We start from the raw sequence: 26,552 nt of genomic DNA on the forward strand, positions 1-26,552 counted from the left end.
CTCAAGATAACGATCGCGCCAGCGGTAGGCCGTCTTCTTGGTCTTGCCCAGCGTCCGCACAATCGACGCCAAACTCGCCGCGTCCGCCCACATCAGCACGATCCGCGCACGCCAAACAAGCTTCTGCGGCGTGTTCCGGTCCGCCACCCAACCTTCCAACCGCACCCGAGCCTCAGGCGACAGCAACAGCCTTTTGTCCATGTCCATCGACACAGACTCGCATATTTGCAAGATCAAGGGAATCCATCCGTTGATTCCACAACACTAGTAAGCAGCCAGACCGATCCGCAAGGCACTGCGGGAGGTTAGGACAAGGCGGCCGTTTGCGCTGATCTCGGCATTATCGCCGGTACTATCGGAAAAGGCCGGATCGCTCGCCTCGGTCAAACTATGGATGCCAACTTATGTCAACAGGGCCTAGTCTCTGCGGTCCCATATGTCCGTCAGTTGCGACATGGCGAGATAGGCGCTGGAGGCCGTCGCACGGACAGCTGGCGACAACTCGGTCTTGATAGCATCCAATGGATGGGCCGCGATCTTCTGAGCCACCTCGAGGCAGGTTGAAAGCAGAGCCTCGTCCTCGACGACGCCATTGATGAGGTGGCAGTCTGCGGCGACCTTCGCTGAGATTGGCTCACCGGTCAGGGCCATATGCATGGCGATCACCGACGGTACCTGCTGGCTTAGCCCTGAGATGCTACCACCGCCCCCCATGCCATATTTGATTTCAGGCAAACCAAACAGCGCGTCAGGCGAGGCATAACGGATGTCAGTTAGTCGCAGGAGATGCGCAACGCCCTGGCCCAGGCAATAGCCGCGAACCCCGGCAATGATGGGTTTGTTGCGTGGCATAAGCGTGGTGAGTTCCGACCAGTCCGGCGCATCGCCAAAGGGTTCGTCGACCGTTTTCAGATCGTCACCCGCACTGAACGATTGACCGGGTGCCGAAGTAAGGATGGCCACCTTGAGATCGTCGTCCCTCAGGAACCGAAGCAAGGCGCGATAAAGACGTTCATGCTGCTCGCGCGTAAAAATGTTCAATCGCCCGTTCTCAAGCGTCAGAATGGCAACGCCGTCGCGCTTTTCAAAGTTCAACACTGAGCTTACCTCGCATCTATCCTGCACCGAATAAGTCGCTATTTGACCCAATTTGTCAACGCATGTGTTGACAAATTAGGTCGTGGTTTATACCCAAACGGGGTTAATCCGTTTATCAATGGAGTCTGCGCACGCGCTGCTCGATCGGATTGATACTATCATACAAGGTCTAAAAACATGTATTTTCAAAGCTTCGATCCCAGCACACTACCGGAACCTTTGATTGGCGGCCCGCCGCCGGAGCGGCTTGTCCATGGAACGCCCGTCTTTAAAACCTGGATACTCGATACGCCTGATGACAAGACCACGGCCGGCCTCTGGGCGTCGACCCCTGGCGCATGGCGCGTGGCTTACGACGAATGGGAATTCTGCACACTGCTGGAAGGCCGGGCAGTCGTAACCGAAGATGGCGAGCCGGGCGTGAGCGTCCAGGCGGGTGACCATCTGGTCTTTCGTCCCGGCTATCGTGGTGTTTGGGAGGTGATCGATACCGTTTTGAAGACCTTCGTCGCCATCGACTAGAGGCGATCTCGCAGGGCAAACCAAAGCATCCCAAGCGCCTGTAAAGGCGTTCTGAGCAGGTGGCCGCCCGGAAATGCTGACGGCGTAGCTTTTTGAAACAGGTCTAGGGTGCCTTCATCGCCGGACATGGCCTCAGCGATCAGTTTGCCGGCATGGGTCGACATAAGTGCGCCCATGCCTGAATAGCCGTGCGCGAAGTAGATGTCGCCATCTCGCCCGATGTGCGGAAGCCGGCTCATCGTGACGCTGACTTGCCCGCCCCAGACATAGTCGATTTTGACGTTCCTCAGTTGTGGAAAGGTCTGCGTCAATGGCCCGCGTACAAACGCCGCCATGTCGCGGGGAGGACGCGGGAAATAGCTTTCGCCCCCGCCAAATAAAAGACGCCCATCTTTCGTAAGCCGGAAATAGTTGACGACGAAACGCGTGTCGGACACGGCCAAGTCCTGGCGTATAAATGCTTCTGGCGAACGTAGCGGCGCGGTGACGGCGATGTAGCTCCCAATCGGTATGTAGCGCTTCTCGACCGGCGGATAAATCCCTGCAAGATAGGCGTCGCCGGCGAGCATGACCCGTTTGGCGCGGACAATGGCCGTGGCCGTCCGCGCACAAAGCGTCTTGCCTCGGTCAAGGGCGATGACCGGGCTTGCCTCAAAAATCCGCGCGCCGGCGCGCTCTGCTGCAGCGGCGAGCCCAAGCGTGTATTTGAGCGGATGGTAATGGCCGCCTTGGTGATCAAGCAAGCCGCCGGCATAGGCAGAGCCAACCAGAGACATGGTCTCGGACGGAGACAGCGCCTCCGCCTCGAAATATCCCAGTGTGTTCAGCGCCTTGATCTCGGCGGCGAAATCGCGCGCATGGTCGCTTTTGACTGCCGCCAGCAGATGGCCGTTGAGTTTTAGATCGCAGTCTATATTGAACCGACGGATGAGAGACAAAACGGTCTCGCGGGCGTCAAGGCCTGCCTGAAACAAAGCGTGGGCTTGCGTGGCACCATAGAGCTCGATCAGCTCGGAAGCCCCTTTGCGCAAGCCCGGGATCAACTGTCCGCCGTTGCGACCGGACGCACCGAACCCCACCCGTCCGCCTTCGAGCACAACTACGCTCAGGCCACGTTCTGCGGCGTGAAGAGCGGTGGATAGTCCGGTGCAGCCGCCGCCGACCACGCAGAGATCGACATCGAGATCTTCAGCAAGGGGCGCATGTAGGGCAGGCAAGGTCGCAGTTGCGCCGTAGTAGCTTCCAGCCATGTTCAGCCCGTCATTGAAACGGGGGCCGATCTTTCCCTGATCGTCCATCTGACCTAGGCCTTAAGAAGCAGGTGATCGCGCTCCCACGAGCTGATAACCCCCTGAAAGTGATCCAGTTCTAATTGCTTGATGCACAGGAAAGCATCGACAAATGCGTCACCTAGGTATTTCCGAACCGGCGCGCAGACTGCGAACCGCTCCAGCGCCTCTTCCAAGGTCTTAGGGAGCGTCCTTGGATGAACGTAGGCGTTGCCGCCGACCTGGGCAGCCGGTTCAAGCTGCTCCTCTATCCCGAGGTAGCCTGCGAGCAAGCACGATGCGATGGCAAGATAGGGATTGGCATCGGCACCAGGCAGACGGTTTTCGATGCGCCGGTTCTGGGCATCGGCCGTGGGCACACGCAGTCCGCACGAACGATTGTCCTTGCCCCATTGCACATTGATCGGTGCGGAATGGCTTGGACGCATGCGGCGGAACGAGTTGACCGTTGGGGCAAAAAGAGGGGCTATTTCTGGCAAGTAGGTCTGCAAGCCGCCGACGAAATGGCGGAAAAGGTCCGAATCTGCGCCGGTTGGGGTGGAGAACAGGTTCGTGCCTTCCGAGTCGATGATCGACACGTGCAGATGCATCGCCGAGCCGGGCTGGTCAGCCATCGGCTTGGCCATGAAGGTGGCATAGACGCCATGGGCGAGGGCGGCCTGGCGTACGATGCGCTTGAAGACAATGACCTGGTCGGAGAGTTGTAGCGGGTCACCGTGATGGAAGTTGATCTCCAGCTGACCTGCGCCTGACTCATGGATCATGGTGTCCAGGTGCAGAGCGGCGATCTCGGCGTGCTCATAGATGGTTTCGACCAGATCCTCATACTCGGTGATCGACTCAAGGCCGTAGGGCTGAGGCGCGGTCTCGGCCCGGCCGGATCGTCCGATCGGGGGCATAAGAGGCAGGTCAGGATCTGCATTGATGGCGGTCAGGTAAAATTCCAACTCCGGCGCGACTATGGGCGTCCAGCCTTTTGCGGCGTAGAGTGCCAGGACTTCCTTCAGAATGTGTCGGGGCGAGGACGGCCATGCCGAGCCATCGGGCATGCGCGTGTCGGCAAACACGAAGGCGGTCGCGCTCTTGTATCCAGGCGCGATATGCAGGGTGGACGCGTCAGGTACGAGGATCAAATCGCGGTCGGCATAGGCTTCATCCGAATCGCCTGCATATTCGCCGGTAATCGACACCGAGAATACGCTTGACGGCATGCGCAGCGAGCCATCCGCCTCCGATTTGATGAACTTGGTCGCTGGCAGGACCTTGCCGCGAATGACGCCGTTCATATCGGGAACGAGACACTCGATCTCGGTAATACTATTATCTTCGATCCATGTTTTGAAAGAGGTCGTCATGGCAGTCTCCAGAAAGTTGCGGGGCGCTTAGCGCCGGATATTGTCCAAGAGGTCAAAGGCGCCTACCCTAAGATCGTCCGATGCTGCCGTAAGTTCGCGTTTGGCGATCTTGTCCGACGAGGTGTAGGAGAACTGGGTGACGTACTCGACGTAACGGGGAAGCTTGAATTTCGCGAGGCGCTCGGCGCAGTGGGCTAGGATGACCTGAGGTGGTACATCCTCCGGGTGTAGGCCTTCGTTCAATTGCACATAGGCCTTCACCTCTTCGTCGCGGTGCGGATCGGGAACACTCACTACCGCTGCGGCAAAGATCTCCGGCATGTCCACGAGCACCTGCTCGACTTCGTTGCAGGAGATGTTCTCGCCGCTGCGCTTGACCATGTCCTTGAGGCGTCCAACCAGCTTGAAGTAGCCCTTGGCGTTTTTCGTGGCCAGGTCACCGGTCAGAAACCAGCCGTCGATTATCACCTCCTTGTTGGCGTCGGGGCGATTGTAATAGCCATCGAACAGCCCGTCACCTCTGACCCAGAGCTCGCCAGGCTCATCCACCGCGGCCTCGGTGCCATCGGCCCGGACAATGCGGCAGGTCCGAAAGTGCGCAGGAAGCCCGGCGGTGCCAATTATATCGGGATCCCCGAAGTCAAATGGAACCTGCAAACCGCTGCCTATTTCCGTCATGCCATAGGCTTCGCGCACGCGGGCGCCAAAACGCCCCTCGGCCTCCTTGATCATCGTTGGTGTCAAATTATAGCCGAGAAACAACTTGACCGTCGTTTCCTTCTCAAGCGGGTTTGGGCCCGACTTCAAAATGGGATCCGCAAGCCACGTAAATTCAGTCTTCCGGTCAGCCAGCCAGCCAATGTATTTACGCAAGCTCAGGCCATTGGTGAAATCGACCCGGGCGCCACTGTAGAGCCCAAACAAAAGCATCCACTGCGGATCCATGTAGAAGAACGGATGGTCCGCCAGGACGGTGGTAAATCGGTTGTCCAGCGCCTCAGAAAAGGCAGGCCCGCAAATGATCCAATATCTATGACTCTGCATGACGCCCTTGGGCAGGCCGGTCGTCCCCGATGTGTATTGGATGTTTAGAAGATCAGAGCGTTTGGGCGGCGATAACGGGACAAAATCAGGATCGCCCGACGCTAGCACGGCTTCGAAGACATGCGCTGCCGAGGTTTCGTCGCCGACAATGATAGTTTTACTTAGTGGCCGCAGACCCAGGTCAGAAACTGCGATGCCCTTGTCCGCCAGCAAGGACGCCTCTGCGATCAGGAAGTCGACATCAGCATCTTCTACAATAAACCGCAGTTCCTTCTCCGTCAGGCTGGCAATTGCCGGTACCATGACCGCGCCCAGCCGAGCCAGTGCGAGCCAGGCAAGGGGAAATTCTATGCGATTGCTCATCAAGACCAGTACATGCGTGCCTTTTTGCACGCCGATTTGAGCCAGACCGCCGCTCAGGCGACACACCTGATCATGCAGAGCATTGAACGACAAGGCCGTGCCGTTCTCGAAGAAATCAATGGCAATCTTGTCACCGTAAAGTCGTGCAGCACGCTCGACCAAGTCACCGACTGTCTCTGGAAATGCAACGTCCTCGATAGAGCGGGCGGACGGGCTTTGAGCGGACTGGGTGAGCATCATGCGGAAGAGGACCTTTCGAGTAGGCTGCGGAAGGTGGCTTCAGCCATTTCCGAGCTGCTTTATAAAGTTGACCTTTCCCCCAAACGGGCAAAAAGTCAACATATGTGTTGATAAATAGCGTGGTCCGTAGCGCCTTTTGCGCCGGCTTGTGGCTTAAGACTCCCCGAAGCGGCCTTTTTCAGGGCCAATATCAAGTTTCTTCTATTGCTCTGGTCGCCTTCGGTCGCATTTTTCCATTCGAGAAATTTGAATGCAAACGGGGGTGTTGACAAAATTGACATCTTGGGTCGTTATTGAATCCAGTCCAACGGCGAAGTGGCATGGATTGTAGAAAAATGGGCCCGATCCGTGTCGGCCATAAGTGGAGACCTTCTATGACCCGTTCTAGCGCCTTAATTTCTTCGCGGAAAAGCTACGACATTACCGCGTTGAAGCAGATGGATGTGGCACATCACTTGCCGCCGCAAAGCGATTACAAGGTTCAGCATGAGCTAGGCGGGGCGCGCTTTATTGTCAGCGCCGAGGGTTGCCGTATCACCGATGGCGAGGGCGTCACCATGCTTGATGGTATGGCCGGTCTGTGGTGTGTCAATATCGGCTATGGCCGGAAGGAACTGGCGGAGGCTGCTTATGATCAGATGCTGGAGCTTCCGTTCTACAACACCTTTTTCAAGACGGCGACGCCGCCGCCAGTACGACTGGCCGCCAAAATCGCCGAGAAGATGGCCATCGGTAATCCAGACCTGACCCACGTCTTTTTTAATAATTCCGGCTCGGAGGCGAACGACACGATATTCCGTCTGGTTCGCTACTACTGGGACCTCAAGGGTGAGTCGAAGCGTAAGATTTTCATCTCCCGCAAAAACGCCTACCACGGCTCGACGGTTGCCAGTGCGTCGCTTGGTGGAATGACCTTCATGCATGAACAAGGCGGCCTGCCAATTCCGGGCGTCGAGCATGTCGATCAGCCCTACCAGTTTGGCGAGGGGTTTGACGAAACGCCCGAAGCCTTTGCGACGCGCGTGGCCAACACGATTGAAGAACGGATTCTGGCTGTTGGCCCAGAAAATGTCGCCGCCTTTATAGGCGAGCCCGTTCAAGGCGCCGGTGGCGTGATTATTCCGCCGAATACCTATTGGCCCCAGGTCGAGGCCATCTGCCGCAAATACGGCATTTTGCTCGTTTGCGACGAGGTGATTTGCGGCTTTGGACGTCTCGGCCATTGGTTCGGACACCAATACTTTGGAATTAAACCCGATTTGATCACCATGGCCAAGGGTATGTCTTCGGGGTACCTTCCGATCTCGGCGGTCGGCGTCTCCCGGCATATCGTAGATCTCATGGTGGAGAAGGGCGGCGAATTCGCCCACGGCTTCACCTATTCGGGCCACCCAACCTGTGCGGCCGTGGCCCTGGCCAATATTGAGATTCTGGAATCTGAAGGCCTGGTCGGACGGACAAAAACCGTTACGGGCCCATACTTTGCCAACGCCCTTAAGCGGCTGAGCGACCACCCTCTTGTCGGTGAAGTCCGCTCGCTGGGCCTTATCGGGGCTATCGAAATCGTTTCTCGCAAAGGCACGAATCAGCGCTTCGGGGGCGCTGAAGGCACGGCCGGTCCTATCGTGCGCGACCTGTGTATCGAAGGTGGGCTGATGGTGCGAGCCATTCGCGACTCGATCGTCATGTGTCCACCTCTGACTATCAGTGAAGCCGAGATTGACGAACTTGTAAGCATCATCGAAAAGGCGTTGAACGCAGCGGATCCATTGCTCCGATCGCTCGACGTGGTCGCCGAAGAAGCGATGACTTGATGAAGCGCGCCGCGAGCCAGTCCGGTTTGCGGTATTCTATAATCCAGCCTTATCTGTCACTCTAGTTTCCACGTCAATGAACGCTCAAAGGTTCCCATGGACGACGATTTAATCTTCACCCCCGCCGTTGAACTGGCGCGCCACTTTCGAGACGGCACCTTGTCCCCCGTCGAAGTAACCGAAGCGGTCCTCACCCGGATAGAGGCGCTTGACCCAAAAGTGCATGCCTTCATCACAGTAACGGCGGAATGCGCACGTGCGGATGCAATGAAGGCTGAAGCAGCCTTCAGGACTCAGGATCATGCGACAATTCCACAGCTGACCGGGCTGCCTATCTCCGTCAAGGACTTGACCGAGACAGCCGGCGTCATAACGACGTTCGGTGTGCCCGAGTGCCTCAGCAATGTACCCGAACGTGACGCTCCCAGCTGGGCGCGACTGAAAGCAACCGGACCGGCCCTCCTCGGAAAAACGTCTTCGCCCCCCTATGGCTGGCTGGGCGTAACAGAGAATGCAATTTTGGGCACGACTAATAATCCTTGGAAACTAGGGCACTGTGTCGGCGGCTCCAGCGGAGGGGCAACCGCAGCACTTGCGGCGGGCTTCGGTCCACTGGCGGTCGGTAGCGACGGCGGCGGCTCTATTCGCATCCCGGCGGCCTGCTGCGGCGTCGTAGGTCTCAAACCGTCGCATGGGCGCATTCCCCGCGGTGACGAGGCAACCCCTTTCTGCACGGTCGACGCCCTTGGCCCCATGGCGCGCACGGTTGCCGATGTGGCTCTTCTTCTGTCCGTCATGGCGGGGCCGGTTGACGATGAGCCATATATGCTAAGCGAGGTTGGCGTTGATTATGTGGCCGATCTCAGAGCGGGCGCTGTGAAAGGCCTCCGCATCGCCTATAGCCCGGACCTCGGACGCGGGCCGGTCGATCCGGAGGTCGCCGCTATTGTTAGAACGGCTGTATCTGTTTTCGAGCGGGATCTCGGCGCGGCGGTTGACTTGATCGATATCTCGATCCCCGACCCCATCGACTATTTCCGCTCTTATTGGGGGCCCGCGCTCGCTATCTTCGGCGACAAGGAACCAAGGTTCGTTACCAATATTCAGAACAAATATCCCGGCTTGGCCAAATTGGTCAAAGATGGGCATACGATGTCTGCGACAAGCTTTTGGAATTTGCTCACGAACGAGCGAGTGCAGACCTTTAAAGCCTTCTCGGATGTTTTTAGAGACTATGATCTTCTAGTGTTGCCGACCATGCCGCTTTCGGCGTTTCCGCATGCCGGTTCTGTTGCGGGCGCGGAATTCATTGCGGGTGAGAAGATAGAGTATCCTGAAATTGAGTTCCACAGGCTGACTGAACCCTTCAGTCACACTGGCCATCCGGCGATTTCTGTACCCTGTGGCTTTACAACGGAAGGGTTACCGGTTGGTTTGCAGATTGTCGGGCGCCAACGCGACGATAAGGGCGTATTACGCGCCGCAGCAGCCTACGAAGGCGTTACTTCTTGGCTAAACGTGCGTCCTGGCTTTCTTCCTTAGCCGGCAAAAGCCTGGACTGAACACAAAACGTGTTAAGGCTCCAATTGCGGCGTCTGAAGCTTCAGCGTTCCGGCCGACTCAAGCTCGAATATCGCTACGAGCTTGAAAGCTGCCTTACGAGCGGCCTTTTGACGATCGCTTCCCCAGTTCATACTCTTAAAAACAGTATATCCTTCAACTAGCGCATTCACTGCATAGGCCAGGTCGCGCCGCATCGCTCGCTTGGTATCGGGATAGGCTGCATCTACCTCCGCAATTATCATCTCTTCGACAGATTTATAGATATGACGAACGGAGTTCTCAATTGATGTGTTCCGGTTGGCAGCAGCGCTCAGTTCGTCGATCAAATTGGCTAAAAATTTGTCGTGGAAGCCCTCTCCGAACAGGTATTCAATCAGATAATTGAACCTGTTTTTGCTGGACAAAGACGAGATTGATGCTGCAACTCGCTCGAGATATGTTTTGGAGATATGCGCGCCGGCTTCGTCTACAAGTAGCTCACGGGTTTTAAAGTAATGGTGTATAGAACTGCGGTCAAGACCAACACGCGATGCTACCTCTCCCATAGTTGCGCTGTCGAAGCCCAGGTCGTGTACCGCGTGCATGAAGGCGTTAACGATAAGTGCCTTTTTCTCAACTGATTGATTGCGACGTCCCATGTTGTTTAATTCAGCCCGCTAAAATAATGCGTTACCTAGTGCTAGTTGACTGAAAATTGTCAACAAAATTATCTGAACAGGAATGCTGAAAACCCCATATCGACTATGACGGAATCGTCGCACATCTCCGGCGAAACGATTATCGCGTCGAAGCGTGAGGCGATCCTCGCGCTCCTAGCCCTGCATGGGCTCCATGATCATTTGGCTAGCGGTGACGGTACAAGGACCACATGACACCGGTTTGCATGCGCTACAGGTCCAGTGGATTTCGCCGCCGTAGATCACGAGTCCGATCCGATAGCTGTGGAAGCCGGGCAAGGAACCGGCTGCGGCGTTCGGCTTGAAGCCTATGATCTCCTGAATGGGGGGGCGCGTTGTAGGCTTATGAAGTGCTGGTGATTGAGAACGCTGGAAACGCTCTTAATGGACACTTCCGCTTCGCGCGCAACATCGGCAATCGCCAGTTTTCTTACAGGCCTCGGAGGGTTTCGGAAGTCGCCCCCCGAGGCTTAGTCAGTTCGTGGTCAGAGCAATATAGATTTCAACAGACTACGGTTTGCGAGTGGATCCGACGAGGGTGCTTGAGCCTTTGACGCCGTCGTCCTCGGCGTCGTGCGCGACGGATATGCCGTATTGTCCAGCAGTCTGGATCCACGTGCGGGTTGTCTCATCGAACCGCGACAGCAGACGCTGGTCGGCCGTCACCGTTACGGTCTTGCTTTCGCCCGGTGCCAACGACACCTTGGAGAACCCAATCAAACGCTTTATCGCTCCTGCTGGCGCCTGGTCCAGATAGACTTGCGGCGCGTCCTTCCCCGCGACCTTGCCGGTATTGGTCACCTTGAAGCTAATCGTCAGGCTCTTGCCCCCGGTCACTTTCACATCGGAATAGGCGAATTGCGTATAGGACAGGCCCCGACCGAACGGGAACAGTGCCTTCTGCTTGAGTGCCGCGAAACGACGGTATCCGATATCGGCGCCCTCGTCATAGCGGACTTCGAACACCTGGCCATCGGGAAGGCCGAGTCCTGGCATAACGGTGCGCGGATATTGGTCGATGGAGAGCGGAAAGGTGACAGGCAGGCGGCCCGAGGGATTGACCGCGCCGGTCAACACGTCGGCAATAGCTTCGCCACCCTTCTGTCCGGAATACCAAGCTTCGACCACGGCTGGCGTCTTGGAAAGCCAGGGCATGGCAACGGCGCCGCCGGTTTGAAGGACCACAACCGTGTGGGCATTCGCTTCGGCCACAGCGCTGATAAGCGCGTCTTGCCCATCCGGCAGGCTGAGATCGGCGGCATCCTCACCTTCGGCCATCCACTGATTACCGAACACGATTACCAAGTCAGCCTCCCTGGCCTTACGTACGGCCTCCGCCGGATACCGGCCCGTGTCAAACCGGATGGTCGCGTTTGGCAGGCGTTCCTTCAAGGCCTGCACGGGAGAGGAGGGGTGGAAGTACATGACGTCCGCCATCACAGCTTCGCCGCCAATTGGAACCGCCAGTTGTTTGACATCAGAGGTGACTTGGGTTGAGCCGCCGCCCGACAATACACCGGCATCCGCATGGCCGCCGACGATGAGAATATTCTTGACGGTTGAAGCCAGGGGCAGAAGATTGGCTTCGTTTTTTAGCAGGACAATGCCCTCGGCTGCCGCCTGACGCGACACCTCGGCATTAACCGCGCGGTCAACCTTGACCGGCGCGGGCGAATCGAAGAAACCGGCGATGAACATCGAGCGCAGAAGCCGACGCGACATATCGGAGAGGCGGGCCGCTGGTACCGCGCCGCTTGCGATCGCCGCTTTGAGCGGCTCGCCGAACCAGACCTGCTCGTCCAATTGTTCACCTGACTGCTGGTCGAGGCCCTTCATGACGAAGTTCATCGATTTAACGGCTCCCCAGTCGGACATGACGTAGCCTTTATAACCCCAATCCCCTTTCAGGACTGTGTTCAAAAGGTGGTCGTTGCCGCAAGCATACGCACCGTTGATCAGATTATATGCGCACATCACCGAGCCAGGTTGGCCGACCTCGAGCGCAATCTGAAATGCGAGCAGATCCGATTCACGCATGGCGGATTCGGAAATGACGCTGTTGGCAAAGTTCCGTCCCGTTTCCTGGTCGTTGATCGCGAAATGTTTCATGGTCGAGATGATGTGCTGGCTTTGAATGCCTTTAATCCCCGACCCGGCAATCATGCCCGCCAGCAGGGGGTCTTCGCCAACATATTCAAAATTGCGGCCGGCGCGTGGATCGCGCGCGAGGTTGACGCCGCCGGCCAACTGGACATTGATGCCGCGTGAGCGGGCTTCCTGGCCGACCATTGCTCCACCTCTGAAGGCGATGTCGGGATTAAAGGTTGCGGCCAGCAGCAAACCCGACGGGAGGGCGGTCGCGGTATCGCCCGGGCGCACATTTTCAGGATTGGTGACGCCCAGGGCCGCATCGCTTTGCTGCTGCGCGGGTATGCCCAAGCGCGGAACGCCCCGAATGAAGCCGGCCGACCCGATCGCGCCCTCCGGCAATTTTTCGCCGGGCTCGAAGGCCAAGGCCATTGGGCCATGCACCAGACCCAAGCGCTCTTCCGGCGTCAACGCCTTATCCAGCAGGATGGCGCGCTGATCAGCACTCAAGGATTTATCCAGCCAGGGAGCTGTCTCGGCGGCTGCAGCGCTCAACGGTAGGGCCAAGGCAACAAGGAGGGCCGTGGCTGACACGGCTCTCGATAGTTTGGCGCCAATAGAATAGGTTGGTTTCATGGAGTGTTCCTCAGAATTATGCCGTTCGACGACATGAGTTGATTGAAAACAAAGGTCGGAGCTCAAAGGGGAGGGCGCGCGTAAGAATATGAAACGGAAGAGAAGCGGTCGCGAACGATCGCCAGTGGGTATCGAAAGGACTCTCTGAAGTCTTAGCTAGGGAGCGTTGTCGAAGTCATGGCGATATCACCCAATTCAACATGCCCACGGCGCTGCTTTGGCAACTGTCCTTGAGGGTTTGACACATGCTGCACCCCCTACTGACACAGCTCGAATAGGTTTGAGATATCGCCCAAGGTCGGCGCGCCGTTCACGATATCAATGCCTTTTTCTCTGGCCTTGCGCTCTATGACGATACCATCGCCGGCATGGTCTTCGTCATCCGCATAGGCCGCGTCCCGTTCGGCATGACCGAGCGTGACAAAGCGGGCGCCTTCGGCCTCGAATTCCCTTATCACCTGGGGCAGCATCAAGGCGGTGAAGGCGCCTTCGTGGAGCAGCAGTACGTGCGCGATCTCGCGGCCGTAAACCTTTTGTGAGCCGTAGCGCGCCACGGCAATCGAGGCCTTCACGCCCGCCATGTATTGCAACTTCATCTTTTCGATCGCCGCTTGGTCGCCTTTGACCATGCAGCGGGCATAGGTGTCGGTGTAGGCCCAGTCGTTGAAGTTGATCGAGACATCTGCAATTTTGTAACCATGGTCCTTTAGATAGGCCATTATACCGGCGTGCAAGGTCGGATCGGTGCCAGCGGCGAGGAAGGGAAAGCGCAAATAATGCCAGTCTTCGCCGGCCATCAGGCTGGTGAGCAGCTCTTCATTGCCAGCGATGTCGCCTTCGAACGCTGCCAACCCGACGTCATTGATGTTCATGTGTGAAAAGCCATGATTGCCTAACGGGTAGCCGGCATCGCGCCACATTTGCAGTGTCTTATAGGTCGAGGTATCTTGGGCGACATAGACGCCGTTGATGAAACCGTAGGCCTCTGGGACATTGGCTGCTTTAAGCGCCGCCAGAAAATCTGCCGCCACCTTTTCGCGCGTTACGCCCGGTGGCAGGTCGCCGTGGGCTGGCAGGTCGTCGACCGTAATAGCGACTTCGAACCCGGGTGTTTGCGCTCGCGCATCCGTACAGGCTGATCCAGCCACAAGGCCGATCGCAAAGGCCATGATCATGGGCAATTTCATAAGCGGTCTCCTCGTATACCGGCCAGAGTAGCAAATACAAGCGCATTCACACTTTAAGTCAACATATATGTTGAACAAAAACTTGATACATTTCATGTAAAGTAGATGCTAGCAACAATGAGCTGCTTTGCATGATCGCTGCGGTGGCGAGCAATCGGCGCCAGCCTGTCTGATAAGGCGCTTAGCCTTAGGGCCACTAAATTTTTTACAGTTCGACCGCTGGACTGATTCAGTTGTTGCCCGTAGGTGCCCGGGGATGATCGATGTGTTTTCTGAGCGAAGTGCAGATGCGCCGTAGGGCGGTTGGAAGGGCGGCGGAGGTGCCGCCGCGGCGATCATGCAAAGCTTGTCATTGTCGCTAACACGTGCCTCATATGAAATAGACGTGTTTTCCACACTTATGTTGACTTAAGGTGTGTGTGGGCATGTAATTGACCGAACTATTCTTAAAACCCTCAAGGGCGTACTCGTTTTGCTCATGATGCTTGGGGCGCGCCGAGAGCTTGCGATAGCCCAAGCCATTGAGGATCCGGTTCAAGCGAGAACTGAGCTGAGCAACTCTATGTATCGCAAGAATACGGACGTGTGGCTGTGCTGGGAGCCGGATGTGACAGGCCTTCAGGCCCAACAAAACAGTTATATTAGCCATTGCGTGTCAAGCCAGGCTCTGGAGCAACTGGCTGCCGTGGACGAAGTCTAAAGTACGCGCCAATTTTTAACACCGCCAATGGGTGCATTTCGTTGTCCTGCCAATTCCAGGATTGAAACTGTTGCTGGGGTCAAGTTTCTTATAAAACTCAACCATGGGCGCTGAAGCTTTATAGTGATGACCGACATTGTGTTCGGCTGGATACCGTACGCCACGCTGGTCCAATAGGTTGAGCATCTCCGATTCGATTTGTTCCGCATCATGGCCTTTACGGACAATGTAGTCTTGATGGAAAACATGGCAGAAGAAATGCCCGTAATACAGCTTATGACTCACGCCTTGTTCGATATTGCTCGGCAGGCTCTCAAACCAGTTCCTTTCATTGCGAGGTAGTGCAATATCCAAGGCGATCATGCCGTTGACCTTGCTGTCAGATAGTGCGCGATACCGTATAGCCGCACTGGCTGCTGCGAATCGATTTAAGCTGGCACGGCGTCCCTCGTCTTGCGTGCATTTGAACCATTCACCTTTAAATGCCGCGGAAAGATACCTCTCAGCCTCATCAATGCCCTGGTCTGACATGGTAAGGATTAAATGGTGCTCAAATTTATTCCTAAATGCTCTGACGCGTTTTGGGATTTGGTTTGGAAACAGACCGCTCGCGAATTGCAAAAAGCGATCCGTAAATGCCAGTCGTTTTAAGCCCAGCTTTTCCAAAATCGCTTCAAATCGACTTTTGAGTTGAAATAATACCGGAATTGACGAAGTGCCCAGATGGTAAATCATCAAGAAGATGTCTTTGCCATACTTCACTGCCATGTCGTAAGCTTCACGATGCAGGTACTCGGCAGACACCGGCAACGCGAAAAACCTAGCTAACATTTCGCGTCGTAGATCGGTGAAATGTTGAGGGCTGTTTGTCCCTAAATAATATGTCTGGGTCCGCCCGGGCTTAGGGAACGTATCGAGGCGGACAGCAAAGACAATCACGCGCCCCGCGCAACCTGAAGCCTCAAATAGTTTACTTTCGTCCCCGTTAAACCGCGCCGGCGTGTCTGCATCTATGTCGCGAACGAGATTGGCATAATCCGTCGCAGAGGCCACGCGCTTTCCTTTTGGCGCGAGGTCTTGGTCGCAATACGTTCCTGAGTCCAGCCTTTGCAATATTTCAACAGGATCAGAACCTAACTCGATACCGAGGTGATTTACCAAGGTCAGCCCACCATCTGTACCCAACCGAGCAAAAAGGGCTAGCTCAGTGTAGGCAGGACCTCGCTGAATTAAGGCACCGCCGGAATTGTTGCTGACGCCACCAATTACCGATGCTCCGATACAAGATGAGCCAATAACCGAATGAGGGTCGCGTCCAAGTTTGGCAAGATCGCGTTCAAGCTGCTCAAGCGTCGCTCCAGGAAAGCAGATCGCTTCTTCACCGCCCTTTAAAGGTTGAATCTTATTCATTCGAAGCGTGTTGATGATGACAATATCTCGATCGTAGTTATTGCCGTCTGGGGTTGATCCACCCGTCAGTCCTGTGTTGGCCGCCTGAACGATGACGATTTTGTTCGCTTCTGCGCATGCGCATAGGACGTACCACTGCTCGATCAAGCTGCCTGGCCTGACAACTGCTAATACATTTCCGCCGCCGTATCGAAACCCAGTTCGATAGGCGCGTGTTCTGTGGTCAGAAATTAGCAAGTGTTTCCTGCCGACCAGTACTTCAAGTTTTGCAAGCAGCGCGTTATTCATAGCGAGCGAACGCTCGCGTATCGTCGCTCCGATCGATTTTTCTGCCACCATAATTTTACCCATCCGGATTTCCGACCACTAATCGTGTGGAGACAATTTGATAGCTCGACAAAGCTTTATCAAATCGCTCAGGCTTGATCGAAGTTTTGTGGTTTTTTGTTGAGTGAACGTCCTCAGCGTCTTCCGATCTGAGGGGATCATATTCGCGCTCTAAGCTACTATTTTTACCCGCTGGTTTAATCCCAAAAGTGTCCGAAAAAATTCCCCACATATGAGACAAACTCAGGAACGGCCGCTCGAAAGCTTTTCCCTTGATCGACGTGGTTTCGAACGTGATTTAACTGAGTGCGTGATTTATGTAGAAGACCGCAGAGCGAACCATTCTTGATTGACCGTGAGCGGATACGGACTCTTGAAGGTGGTCAACTCGACGAAAAAGAGCACGATGCGAGCGTCTTCAGGGCCCTCCAGCGGATAGATTGGGAAAGATTTGTGCCCTGGATATCGGCTCAAAGCTCAAGCGGGGCGCAACAAAATGGGGCTGAGTTGGGGCGACACCCTTACAGGTCCAAGATTAATTCAGGTGTTTGGGATCGGGAACAGCAGGGCGTGAATTGGTCGTTCAGGCCCCGTTCTTCATCGGTGAGATACTGATCACGGTGCTCGGGCACACCACTCAAGACCCTTGTCAGGCATGTGCCACAGATACCTTGTTCACAAGATACCGGCAGTGCGACTCCTTGAAGTTCCAAAGCTTTTGCGACGGTCATGTCCGCAGTGACTGTTATTCTGCGGCCAGACCGCTTAAGCAGAACCGTAAAGGCATTATCCGTGCTTAAGGCTGTCGATGACGATGGCGCAAATGCTTCAGTATGCAGTTGTTTCTCGGACCAGCCCTTTTGTCTGGCTTCGCATAAAATGGTGTCGACATAGCTCCGGGGGCCGCAAACATAGAGGTGGGTCTCTGTTACCGGATGGGAGATCGCCGCATTGATTGTAGCCATTGCGGCGTGTCGCCCATCCGCCAGAAATTTGAATTTGGCTCCAAGTTTCAAAGCTTCAAGGTCAAAGAGGAATGCCGCGTCTTTGCGGCTTTGCACCGAATAGAAGATCTCGAAATCTCCGCCAACTGCTTGCAGGCTGCGCACCATGCTCATGATCGGCGTGATGCCGATGCCTGCGGCAAACAGCAGATGCCGTCTGGCGTTATCCGCCAAAGGGAACAGGTTGCGTGGCGCACTGATCCGGACACGCTCACCGGGCCTGGCGGTATGGATCCAATCAGACCCGCCACGCGAGAGGGCTTCTCTTCGGATACCTAGTTCGTAGAATTGCGTTGATCGTGGGCTGTTCGACAACGAGTATTGCCGAACTAGGCCGTTTGGAAGATGCACGTCGATATGCGCACCGGCAGTGAATGGCGGCAATGGCTGACCGTCTTCCCGTCTCAATTCTATCCGTCGGATCAGTTCGGTTTCCTGCACAATACCGCTTATGAGAACCTCCGTCATTGAGCGGGAGCCGTTTCTACGAAGACTTCGGCGGCAATCATCCGATCAATAATTCGTCGGGCTTGAACGCCTCCCGCGTCAATATTCAGCCGCAGGAGGTTTCGGTTGGGATTGGCGGCAAGGTTCGCCTGCTGGCGTTCAAGCATCTCCATATCTTCAGCGAAGATCACGCCTTGGCCATCGCGTATCTTTGCGGTCAGATCGATGTCATCGGGCTTAAATTTTCGTGCCATGCCCCAAAAATACCAATGAGACGTCTCGCTTTCAGGCGTTATAAAATCAACGACAACACTCGCAGATTTGAGGTGGCTCGGGGCATGGTAACCACCGTGGCCCGCATGGGCTACGCCCACCTCGATCATGACGTGACTGGGAGGCGAGAAGCGACAGATTTGCCACCGATCAACCAGCACGTCGTCGGCCAGGTTATTTGCGCGCAACGCCATGCGCCAGAACGGAGGCGCCAGGATATTCTCCATGAAGCGCTCTGTGATGGATTCGTCGCCCTCAACCCGGCTGGCAACAGGAGCTTCGTCTATTTCCTTTTGGCCAATGCTGGTTGCGTGAATGTAGGTTTCATGGGTAAGGTCCATAAGGTTATCGATCATGAGGCGGTAGTCGCATTTGATGTTGTACATGCCTCCGCCGTAAGCCCAATCCGGATTGTCCCCCCACTCAAGCTTAGGGAGCAACTCGATGTCAACTTTCGTCTGATCGCCGGGCCACACCCAGATGAAGCCATACCGTTCCTGGGTGGCGAAGGCCTTTACAGGAGGGAAGCCGCGGACACGTTGCCCGGGCATTTCCGCGGTCCGCCCATCACACCCCATGACCAGTCCATGATAACCACAGACCAACCGGCCACCTTCGACGCGTCCGAGGGAAAGTGGCGCGCCGCGATGCGGGCAGAAATCCTCCACGGCGACAGGCGAATGAGACTGGTCCCGGTAAAAAACCATTTGCTCGCCGCAGATCTTACGGCCAAGGGGAGATTGCCCGAGATCTTCGGTTCGGGCAGCAACGTACCAGGCATTCATCTGCCATGTTCGAACTGGCTGATATTGCATGTTTCCTCCATTTTTTAAATTGGATCCAATATTGAATAGAAGAGGCCAGAAATCAACATATTTCGACACGCCTTCTTGCTATTGGAGCCAATGCTTGTCGTTTTTTGGTTTGATTGTTAATGTGTGGGATCGTGGAGTAAGCAAGTGAATAAACCCGGCAAACAGGTTTTAGTGGCATTGAGGCAGATGATCGGCTCTGGAGAATTGGCAGCTGGCAGTCGCGTGGCGGAAATACCAACATCAGAGATGCTTGGCGTTTCCAGAATGCCAGTGAGAATGGCTTTGAGGACTCTCGAGCAAGAGGGGCTACTGGTGAAAGTCGGTGTGCGTGGTTACACGGTTCGTTCAGTCACCCTTGAGAATATCATCGAGGCGGTCGAAGTGCGCGGTGTGCTCGAAGGGCTTGCGGCGCAACGTGCGGCTGAACGGGGATTGGACGCGGATACCGAGAATGCCCTTCGAGACTGTTTGGTCAATGGCGATGCCATATTTGCCAAAGGCTTTCTTTTGGAGGCGGATTTGGCAGCCTATGAGGACCTAAACATACGCTTTCATGAAGCGGTGCTTCGGGTGGGGGGCAATTCAGCCATTCGTGATGCCCTTGCTCGAAACGATCACCTGCCTTTTGCCTCTGTAAAAGCTTTGGCGGCTGACAAGTCGCGACTTGACCGTGAGTACCGGCGCCTGAACTTCGCACATATGCAACATCATGCCATAGTTGACGCGCTTTTGAGGCGCCAGGGCGTGCGCGCCGAAGCGTTGATGCGGGAGCATGCTAACGCCACCTTAGCATACACTGACATACTTCAGAATGCCCAAGGCTGAAAGTATCGCAAATGATACCAAACTATACTTATGGTCTTTGGGCCGCGGACCGGCTGGTGCATGAGCGAAAAACGATGCGTACCATCGATTATTGGTGATCTCGACAAGTTTTTTGCGGTGACTTACGATGAAGATTTGTGACGCCAAGGCACACCCTACAGGCTATTTGGAAGGTTGCACTTTGTGGCGATGCGTCGCGTGAGCTGAACCTGACCGCGCTCAGGCACCGCTACGGAGACTGTGTCTCTCACAAGACTTGCAGCCTGATTCGTTACGATATTGGCGTAGGCTTGCGCCGTTCGTATGACGCTACAGGGGCGTCGCCTGCTCGGCGATGTGCGAGACATTACGATAAATCAGTTAATCGTAATCACTCGAACCTAGCCAGGCGACGACCCTGTCGCTGTTCTCCCGCCAGGAACCGGAGGCCGGTGACAGCCTCAAGTCATGGGATCGTCGTCAAAAGATTTAGAGTTTAGGCGGTGATAGCGAAGTGATAGGTGCCGGAGCCGATCTCGACGGCCGTTCGATTGCCTTCGGCGCCTACAAACCTAATATCTGGGTGGCCGGCGATGGGTTTGCCGCCTTCGCGCACCTTAGCTGCCGACGGTGTGGGCAAATAAACCTTCGCTCTTGTATTGGCGGCCACGGTCACGCTGAGTGCGAAACTGCCCTTTGGTCCTTGCGACCAGTCGGTGGCCAGGCGGCCGGCCATTGCATTATACTCGCCGCCGCCGGTCTTGACGCGCGGGTCTATGACCGGATCGACTTTAAAAGTTTTGAAACCGGCTTCGACCGGATCGATACCGGCGATCCGGCGGAAGACGAACCCGGTGACCGCGCCCAGTGAATAGTGGTTGAACGAGTTCATCGACACATCGCCGGTATCGCCGTTCCAGCGTTCCCAGATGGTCGTCGCCCCCTTAGCCACCATGTAACCCCATGACGGATATGCGGTGCGAAGCAAAAGGTCGTAGACGGTCTCACTATAGCCAGCGTCGGCCAGGGCATCGAGGCTGAAAGGTGTGCCGAGGAAGCCCGTGGTCAGATGACCGCGCTTTTCGATATTGGCCTTAAGTTTGGCGGCGGCAGGGGCGCGCAAGGCTTCTGGCAGCAGATCGTAATGCAGGGCCAGGATATAGCCGGTCTGGGACTCATTGCTGACCGTGCCGTCGGGCTGGACAAAGGCCTTAGTAAAGGCCGCCCTGATATTTGCCGAAAGAGTAACGTAGGTCCCGGCATCGCGGCCGGTGGCTCTGGCCATATCTATTAGGGCGTCGACTGAATGTTTCCACATGGCGGTGGCGATCAGATCCTTGGGCGTGGTGTCGTCACCGGGTTCTTTCGAATCGAACGACAGCCAGTCGCCGAAATCGGCACCGCGGTTCTCCGTCCAGATAAAGTCGTCGCTGTTGGCGGTGATGAAGTCGATGTAGCGCGTCATCGACTGCCAATGCTGGTCGATCACCGCCGTATCGCCAAAGCGCTTCCACGTCGTCCACGCAAGTATCACACCGGCATCAGCCCACCCGGGCGCCGCGCCAGTGCCAAAATCCGGACCGATTGTGTCGGGCGAGACATTGCTGTAGGCGCCGTCCGCGCTTTGCGCATCGCGCACATCGCCCAGCCAGCGCTCGGTGAAGGAGGCCACATTCATGTTGAAGGCGGCGGCGTCCCAGAAGACATTGGCGTCGCCCATCCAGCCCAGACGCTCGTCACGTTGGGGACAGTCCGTCGGTATGCCGACGAAGTTGGAGCGCTGGCTCCACAGGGTATTTTGCCACAACTGCTGAATAATCGGATTGCCGATGCGCAGGTGACCGGTCTCTTGAAGGTCCGAATGGATGACAATGCCGGTGATATCGCCTGACTTTGGCGCGCTGCTTAGGCCGGACACCTCGACATAGCGGAAGCCATGGTAGGTGAAGTGCGGCTCAAAGATTTCCCCGGCCGGATCACCTTTCAGGATATAGATATCTACGGCGCGCGCGGCGCGCAAGTTGGACTGGTCGATCGTGCCATCTGCCTTAAGGACCTCGGCGAATTTCAGCGTGACGGTGTCACCGGCGTTGCCTTTGGTTCGTAGCCTGACCCAGCCAGCGAAGTTCTGGCCGAAATCTATGACATAGGCGCCATTGAGCAGTTTCGTGGCGACGGGTTTCAGCGTACGCGTGCGGCGGATAGGCGGGCTGATCATGCCCTCTAGTTTGCCGGCGGCGGGCGGCGCGAGGGTCACGGGTGACCAGCGAGAATCACCCTTGAAGCCAGCTCGGGCCCAGCCGGGTTGTTCAAGGCGGGCGTCATAGTCCTCGCCGTCATAGATATCGCTCATGGTGACGGGGGCTGCCGATATGGACCACTGGTCATCGGTTGCGATGGTCTCGGTGTGTCCATCGGCATAGGTCAGGTCAAGTTGCGCGATGTAACGCAAAGGGGCATCACCAAAGGGGTAACGGCCAGCCGGAGCCAGATAGCTGCCGTAGAAGCCGTCACCGACCATAGCGCCGATGGCGTTTTGCCCGTTTTTAACGAGGGCCGTGACATCGTGGACGCGATAGAGGACGCGTTTGCGGAAATCGGTGCTCTCCGGCGCCAGAAGATCGTCGCCGACGCGCTGACCGTTAATATAGGTCTCATAAGCGCCCAGTGACGTTACATAGAGGCGCGCTTGCGTCACGGGTGCTTTCGCACTGAAATCCCGGCGCAATAGAAAGGCGCCCTTGCCGGGCAGGGGCATGGTCTTGCCAGGGATCAGCGTGACTGCCGACCAGCCGCTGTCATCGAAGGCCGGCGACGTCCAGGTATCGGGATTGTCGGTCGAGGTCAGGGCGGTCTTGTCATTGACGCGGACCACGCGGCCGTCTTTCAGCTTGGCGCGTACCAGCAGGGCGGACTTGATCAGGCTTTCGGGGGTGACGTCCCAGCCCGTAACATCATCTAGCGCCACAGCAAGGGCGTGCTTGCCGGCTTTCAGGGAGACATAGGTCTCGACCGTGCCCTGCTTGCCGAAGGCCACCGGCGAATAGGGCGGTAGGGTGATGGCCTGACCATCGATAAACAGCTTATAGCCGACATTGGCGATGGTCATCACGGTCACTTCGGCGTCGCCGTCAAGGGTGAAGCTGAGTCGGACCCGGCGCGTCTGACCTTCGCCCGGGCGCTTGACGCCAAACCAGTACAGGCCAGCCTCTCGGTCGCCGCGCATCTCGGCATCTTCGGCTGCCAGCCACTGGCCGGTCCAGTCAGCGGGTGACAGGAGACCCATTTCCCAGAAGGCGGCGGGGCTGAGCGCGCTCTGGCTGTGATTGTCCCATACCCGAACCTGCCAGCAGGCACGTTGGCGGCTTTTCAGCGCTTTTCCCTGATAGGTCACGTCGAAAGCCTGGTCGCTGTCGACCTTGCCACTGTCCCACAAATCGAAATCGCCGGCTTTCAGTTTGGCCAGAGAAGACGCTACCTGAACCCGATAGGCGGTCTGCATTGTGCCGCGTACAGCCGTTTCTAGACGCCACGACAGCCTGACATTTGGAAGTTGCACGCCGAGCGGATTCTCGACGTTTTCGCACATCAGGCCCAAAACGTACAAGCTCTTGCCCGTGGTGGCCGCAAGCGTGGGGGTGGTTGCAACAAGACCGGCAAGGCCGGTGCCGGCGAGAATACCGCGACGTGAGGGTCGTAATGACATGAGGGGCTCCGCTGTTGATTTGTGTTTGGCGCAGGCTGCGCCGGAAAGGACAAAAGGAAATTCCGTAAAATGTGGTCGATCGCCGCTGCAACACTACTGCGCAAGTGAAGCTTGTGGCGACTGAACGCGTAACTCGAATCGGGTCTGATCTATTGCGCCACCATATTGCCGATGCCGATGATCACGGTCGAGATGATCAGGGTGCCGATACCGAACCAGACCATGAAACGCGTCTTGTTGGCCGTGCCTTTCCATTCCTTCAGGGCAAAGCCCCACAGGGTAGAGAACAGAATGATCGAGGCCATGTGCAGCGTCCAGGACGAAAAGCCAAACTTGCCCATCTGGCTTTCACCCATGGTGTAGAAGAAGAACTGGAAATACCACAAGGTGCCGCCCAGCGCTGCCAGAAGGTAGTTGGCCACGAGCGGCGCCTTGCCCTGACCGACGTGAACCTTGGATAGCTTGCCGCCCCACTCGCCAGCCGACTTGTTCTTCAGGATCAGGTACAGGCACCACAGGAAGTTGGTGGTGAAACCGCCTGCCAACACGACGCACAACACCGGCAGGCCGACCCACAGCGGGCCGGTCCCGGCCGCGGCGGTTGCTTCGCGAATCGGGTCGCCTGCCGCCAGACCAAAGGCAAAGAAGGACGACATGACGCCGGAGAAGACCGCGATCAGGAAGCCTTTCTTGAGGTCGAATTCGCCACGATCCGGTGCACTGGCATCACCCGTCACATTGGCCAGTTGCTTTTCTTTGGCGTTACCCGCCATGGCGACAATGATAATGCCGACCACGACCACGGCGATGCCGATAAAGGTGTAGGCGCTGCCGGGCTTGGCGACCAACTCACCGAAGGTGCCCTGGAAGATCGGCGGGCCTACTGTGCCGATGACTGTGGTTAAGCCAAGCGCTACCGCCATGCCGAGCGACAAGCCGAGATAGCGCATAGTCAGACCAAAGGTCAGGCCACCGAGCCCCCATCCGGCACCGCACATGTAACAGATCAGCAGGGTGTGCGAGGGCGTCGACGCCAACACGCTAATCAGGTCCTTGCTGCCGATAAAAGCGCCAATCCACGGCGCCAGAATCCATGAGAATACCCCGCCGGTCAGCCAAAAGATTTCCCACGACCACATCTTGATACGCTTGTACGGCACATAAAAGCTGGCGGACGACAGCCCGCCCAGCCAGTGGAAGAGGACGCCGAGTAAAGGGTTGGGGTTCATTCGCGTTTCCTGTGTTTTTGTTATAGTCTGTAAAGGCGTTCGGCCGTGCCGGCGAACAGGCTATCCCGTTCATCGGCGCTGAAATCTTTGGTAATCTCGTCATAGGCGTCCAGCGCCTTGCCGTAAGCATTGAACAGCTTGTCGGTGGGAAAATCGCTGGCGAAAGCGCAGCGATCGGGGCCGAACGTCTCGATGGTTTGCAGGATCAGGGGGCGCACCGAGTCCGTCGTCCACCGACGATCTATAAAGCCCATACCGGAAATCTTCACCGCCGTATGGGGCAGGGGGGCCAGCGCGGCCAGGCCCTCGCGCCATTCCCTCAAGTCGGGGCCAATAGGCATGCCCATATGATTGAGAATAACAGGTATGTCGGGGTGTTTGGCGGCCATGGCGGCCGCCTGTTTCATCTGGCCGGGATAGATTTGAATATCGAATGACAAATTGTATTTGGCGAGCAGGCCGTAACCGTAGGCAAACGCGTCATCGTCGAGCAAATTGCTTGGGGTATAGGTACGCTTGGGATCGGCATGCCAGTTGAGGATATGACGGATGCCGCGGACATTGGCATGCTCCGCGTGCCCGGCCAGAAGCGGCTCGATATCCGGACTGTTAAGGGCCCCGAAGGCAATGATGGCGTTGGGTTTGCCGCCGGTATCGGCAAGGGACTGCAGCCATTTCGTTTCGTTCAGCGCGTCATCCGGGTGTGCTCCGGCGTCGATATGGACGATCTTTTCTACCGGATAGCCGGCCGCGTCATGGAAATAGTCGGCAAGCGTATAGTCGGAGGCGATCGCCTCGACGCTGCCGTTGGGGCCGGCATCGGCAAAGGGCGGGGTCAGCCACGGATAGCGCAACCGCTCCAATTGCCAGAGGTGGACATGAGCGTCCACAAATCGCTTTATGGCCATGTCCTCTCTCTCCGTTAGTAGGTTGCGCGCCCGCCGGATGTGTCGAATACCGAGGCCGTCGTGAAGGAACATTCTTCCGAGGCCATGAAGCAGACGATGGCGGCCGATTCATCGACAATGCCAAGGCGTCCCATCGGGATCTTCGAGCGCATATATTCGACCTGGCTGGCCGGTAATTGCTCAAGGATGGGGGATTCGAAGGTGGCCGGGGTGAGGGCGTTGACGATCACGCCCCTGGTAGCCAGTTCCTTGCCGAGGCTTTTGGTCAGGCCGATCACGCCCGCCTTCGAAGCCGAATAGGCGGACGCGTTGGGATTGCCTTCCTTGCCGGCCACGCTCGCCACATTGACGATGCGGCCATAGCCGTTTTCGAGCAAATAGGGGATGACTTCGCGGCAGGTGTAGAAGGTGCCGTTCAGATTGATGTCCATGACCTTAAGCCACGACTCGACGGGGAATTCCCATACCGGCACGGTGGCGCCGGTGATGCCGGCCGAGTTGATCAGGATATCGATCTTGCCGAGGATATCGCGGCTGAGCTTAGCAGCGGCCGCCACGGCCTCACGATTCGAGACATCAAGTGCCACAACGCCGGCAGCGCCGGTCTCAGCCTTTGCGATATCCAGCGCCTCGGCGTTCAGATCCCATAGTACAACCGTGCCGCCTTCAGCCACGATGCGGGCGGCCGCAGCCTTCCCTAGGCCGGACGCGGCGCCGGTTATGATGGCCGTGCGGCCCTTATAGCGGTTCTCAAAGATCACGAAAGTATCTCCAGGCCTTCAAGCGTGAAGGGGACAACGGTTTGTTTTTGTTCGCCGAGCTTCGAGACGCCGAGGTGCATCACGTCGCCGGCGTTGAGATAGATCGGATCGGGCTTCTTGCCTTCACCGACGCCCGGCGGTGTGCCGGTGATGACCATGTCGCCGGGCNGGAGGGTTACGAAGCGGCTGATATAGCTAAGCGCTTCGGCGACCGGGAAGATCATGGTGCGCGTATTACCGGTCTGCATGCGGCTTCCGTTGACATCGAGGAACATGTCGAGGGCTTGCGGGT

Annotated in this window: 21 protein-coding genes; 4 read left to right on the forward strand and 17 right to left on the reverse strand. The window is 56.7% G+C overall.

All coding sequences use genetic code 11. The features are described from left to right. Both B060_RS0120765 and B060_RS25430 read right to left on the reverse strand, forming a co-directional pair. On the reverse strand, window positions 1–207 hold a 207-nt coding region (locus tag B060_RS0120765; RefSeq protein WP_018083738.1), incomplete at its 3' end, for a helix-turn-helix domain-containing protein. A 210-nt stretch (window positions 208–417) separates the two neighbouring features. Continuing rightward, on the reverse strand, window positions 418–1,098 hold the full coding sequence (locus B060_RS25430) for an enoyl-CoA hydratase/isomerase family protein (RefSeq protein ID WP_157405687.1): 681 nt from the start codon (window positions 1,096–1,098) through the stop codon (window positions 418–420). Window positions 1,099–1,275: 177 nt separating this feature from the next. On the opposite strand from B060_RS25430, the gene B060_RS0120775 reads away from it, so the two are divergent. Continuing rightward, entirely contained in the window at window positions 1,276–1,620 is a 345-nt protein-coding gene (locus tag B060_RS0120775; protein ID WP_018083740.1) for a cupin domain-containing protein, read from the forward strand. Here B060_RS0120775 and B060_RS0120780 read toward each other — a convergent pair. From B060_RS0120780 to B060_RS0120790, 3 genes are read right to left on the reverse strand one after another with little or no spacing between them, the layout of a single operon-like run. Continuing rightward, window positions 1,617–2,918, reverse strand: a complete 1,302-nt coding sequence (locus B060_RS0120780) for an NAD(P)/FAD-dependent oxidoreductase (RefSeq protein WP_018083741.1) — start codon at window positions 2,916–2,918, stop codon at window positions 1,617–1,619. The genes B060_RS0120775 and B060_RS0120780 overlap by 4 nt on opposite strands. Before the next feature lie 5 nt (window positions 2,919–2,923). Next, window positions 2,924–4,264, reverse strand: a complete 1,341-nt coding sequence (locus B060_RS0120785; protein WP_018083742.1) for a glutamine synthetase family protein — start codon at window positions 4,262–4,264, stop codon at window positions 2,924–2,926. A 27-nt stretch (window positions 4,265–4,291) separates the two neighbouring features. Next, complete coding sequence (locus B060_RS0120790; RefSeq protein WP_026173033.1) at window positions 4,292–5,911, reverse strand: class I adenylate-forming enzyme family protein; 1,620 nt, start codon at window positions 5,909–5,911, stop codon at window positions 4,292–4,294. A gap of 374 nt (window positions 5,912–6,285) precedes the next feature. On the opposite strand from B060_RS0120790, the gene B060_RS0120795 reads away from it, so the two are divergent. Both B060_RS0120795 and B060_RS0120800 read left to right on the forward strand, forming a co-directional pair. Continuing rightward, window positions 6,286–7,725 (forward strand): aspartate aminotransferase family protein, encoded by a 1,440-nt coding sequence (locus tag B060_RS0120795; RefSeq protein ID WP_026173034.1) that lies wholly within the window; start codon window positions 6,286–6,288, stop codon window positions 7,723–7,725. 96 nt (window positions 7,726–7,821) lie between these two features. Next, entirely contained in the window at window positions 7,822–9,267 is a 1,446-nt protein-coding gene (locus B060_RS0120800; protein WP_018083745.1) for an amidase, read from the forward strand. A 32-nt stretch (window positions 9,268–9,299) separates the two neighbouring features. Here B060_RS0120800 and B060_RS0120805 read toward each other — a convergent pair whose 3' ends face one another. The 7 genes from B060_RS0120805 to B060_RS0120835 form a co-directional block, all read right to left on the reverse strand. Further along, the gene (locus tag B060_RS0120805) at window positions 9,300–9,926 is read right to left on the reverse strand and encodes a TetR/AcrR family transcriptional regulator (RefSeq protein ID WP_018083746.1); all 627 of its coding nucleotides are present in this window, start codon (window positions 9,924–9,926) and stop codon (window positions 9,300–9,302) included. Between the two features lie 549 nt (window positions 9,927–10,475). Beyond that, complete coding sequence (locus B060_RS0120810; protein ID WP_018083748.1) at window positions 10,476–12,689, reverse strand: beta-glucosidase; 2,214 nt, start codon at window positions 12,687–12,689, stop codon at window positions 10,476–10,478. 257 nt (window positions 12,690–12,946) lie between these two features. After that, on the reverse strand, window positions 12,947–13,876 hold the full coding sequence (locus B060_RS0120815; protein WP_018083749.1) for a polysaccharide deacetylase family protein: 930 nt from the start codon (window positions 13,874–13,876) through the stop codon (window positions 12,947–12,949). 370 nt (window positions 13,877–14,246) lie between these two features. Then, window positions 14,247–14,525, reverse strand: a complete 279-nt coding sequence (locus B060_RS28530; RefSeq protein WP_081606972.1) for a winged helix-turn-helix domain-containing protein — start codon at window positions 14,523–14,525, stop codon at window positions 14,247–14,249. 66 nt (window positions 14,526–14,591) lie between these two features. After that, a complete protein-coding gene (gene dld, locus B060_RS0120825; protein WP_018083751.1) occupies window positions 14,592–16,337 on the reverse strand; it encodes a D-lactate dehydrogenase in 1,746 nt (581 codons plus the stop codon). A 497-nt stretch (window positions 16,338–16,834) separates the two neighbouring features. Further along, a complete protein-coding gene (locus tag B060_RS0120830; protein WP_018083752.1) occupies window positions 16,835–17,785 on the reverse strand; it encodes a PDR/VanB family oxidoreductase in 951 nt (316 codons plus the stop codon). Beyond that, complete coding sequence (locus tag B060_RS0120835; protein ID WP_018083753.1) at window positions 17,782–18,852, reverse strand: aromatic ring-hydroxylating dioxygenase subunit alpha; 1,071 nt, start codon at window positions 18,850–18,852, stop codon at window positions 17,782–17,784. Before B060_RS0120835 ends, B060_RS0120830 begins: the two co-directional genes overlap by 4 nt. Window positions 18,853–18,996: 144 nt before the next feature. On the opposite strand from B060_RS0120835, the gene B060_RS0120840 reads away from it, so the two are divergent. Then, entirely contained in the window at window positions 18,997–19,677 is a 681-nt protein-coding gene (locus B060_RS0120840; protein WP_026173036.1) for a GntR family transcriptional regulator, read from the forward strand. A 475-nt stretch (window positions 19,678–20,152) separates the two neighbouring features. On the opposite strand, the gene B060_RS0120845 is transcribed toward B060_RS0120840, so the two are convergent. The 5 genes from B060_RS0120845 to B060_RS0120865 all read right to left on the reverse strand — a co-directional run. Continuing rightward, window positions 20,153–23,362: an alpha-L-rhamnosidase gene (locus tag B060_RS0120845; protein ID WP_018083755.1), complete on the reverse strand. Its 3,210-nt coding sequence runs from the start codon at window positions 23,360–23,362 to the stop codon at window positions 20,153–20,155. Window positions 23,363–23,511: 149 nt separating this feature from the next. Then, window positions 23,512–24,591, reverse strand: a complete 1,080-nt coding sequence (rhaT, locus tag B060_RS0120850; RefSeq protein WP_018083756.1) for an L-rhamnose/proton symporter RhaT — start codon at window positions 24,589–24,591, stop codon at window positions 23,512–23,514. A gap of 20 nt (window positions 24,592–24,611) precedes the next feature. Next, window positions 24,612–25,499 carry an amidohydrolase family protein gene (locus B060_RS0120855; protein ID WP_026173037.1) on the reverse strand — a complete coding sequence of 296 codons (888 nt, stop codon included), beginning with the start codon at window positions 25,497–25,499 and terminating at the stop codon, window positions 24,612–24,614. A gap of 14 nt (window positions 25,500–25,513) precedes the next feature. Next, on the reverse strand, window positions 25,514–26,260 hold the full coding sequence (locus tag B060_RS0120860) for an SDR family NAD(P)-dependent oxidoreductase (protein WP_018083758.1): 747 nt from the start codon (window positions 26,258–26,260) through the stop codon (window positions 25,514–25,516). After that, window positions 26,257–26,552: fumarylacetoacetate hydrolase family protein (locus B060_RS0120865; RefSeq protein WP_018083152.1), on the reverse strand; the 296-nt coding region annotated here is incomplete at its 5' end. The genes B060_RS0120865 and B060_RS0120860, both read right to left, overlap by 4 nt.

The sequence above is a fragment of the Asticcacaulis benevestitus DSM 16100 = ATCC BAA-896 genome, assembly GCF_000376105.1.
Lineage (GTDB): Bacteria > Pseudomonadota > Alphaproteobacteria > Caulobacterales > Caulobacteraceae > Asticcacaulis > Asticcacaulis benevestitus.

Coding starts and splice junctions, on each gene's coding strand:
- B060_RS0120775 (WP_018083740.1), top strand. CDS start 1,276: ATGTATTTTCAAAGCTTCGATCCCAGCACACTACCGGAACCTTTGATT.
- B060_RS0120780 (WP_018083741.1), bottom strand. CDS start 2,918: ATGGACGATCAGGGAAAGATCGGCCCCCGTTTCAATGACGGGCTGAAC.
- B060_RS0120785 (WP_018083742.1), bottom strand. CDS start 4,264: ATGACGACCTCTTTCAAAACATGGATCGAAGATAATAGTATTACCGAG.
- B060_RS0120790 (WP_026173033.1), bottom strand. CDS start 5,911: ATGATGCTCACCCAGTCCGCTCAAAGCCCGTCCGCCCGCTCTATCGAG.
- B060_RS0120795 (WP_026173034.1), top strand. CDS start 6,286: ATGACCCGTTCTAGCGCCTTAATTTCTTCGCGGAAAAGCTACGACATT.
- B060_RS0120800 (WP_018083745.1), top strand. CDS start 7,822: ATGGACGACGATTTAATCTTCACCCCCGCCGTTGAACTGGCGCGCCAC.
- B060_RS0120805 (WP_018083746.1), bottom strand. CDS start 9,926: ATGGGACGTCGCAATCAATCAGTTGAGAAAAAGGCACTTATCGTTAAC.
- B060_RS0120810 (WP_018083748.1), bottom strand. CDS start 12,689: ATGAAACCAACCTATTCTATTGGCGCCAAACTATCGAGAGCCGTGTCA.
- B060_RS0120815 (WP_018083749.1), bottom strand. CDS start 13,876: ATGAAATTGCCCATGATCATGGCCTTTGCGATCGGCCTTGTGGCTGGA.
- B060_RS28530 (WP_081606972.1), bottom strand. CDS start 14,525: ATGGCTAATATAACTGTTTTGTTGGGCCTGAAGGCCTGTCACATCCGG.
- dld (WP_018083751.1), bottom strand. CDS start 16,337: ATGGGTAAAATTATGGTGGCAGAAAAATCGATCGGAGCGACGATACGC.
- B060_RS0120830 (WP_018083752.1), bottom strand. CDS start 17,785: ATGACGGAGGTTCTCATAAGCGGTATTGTGCAGGAAACCGAACTGATC.
- B060_RS0120835 (WP_018083753.1), bottom strand. CDS start 18,852: ATGCAATATCAGCCAGTTCGAACATGGCAGATGAATGCCTGGTACGTT.
- B060_RS0120845 (WP_018083755.1), bottom strand. CDS start 23,362: ATGTCATTACGACCCTCACGTCGCGGTATTCTCGCCGGCACCGGCCTT.
- rhaT (WP_018083756.1), bottom strand. CDS start 24,591: ATGAACCCCAACCCTTTACTCGGCGTCCTCTTCCACTGGCTGGGCGGG.
- B060_RS0120855 (WP_026173037.1), bottom strand. CDS start 25,499: ATGGCCATAAAGCGATTTGTGGACGCTCATGTCCACCTCTGGCAATTG.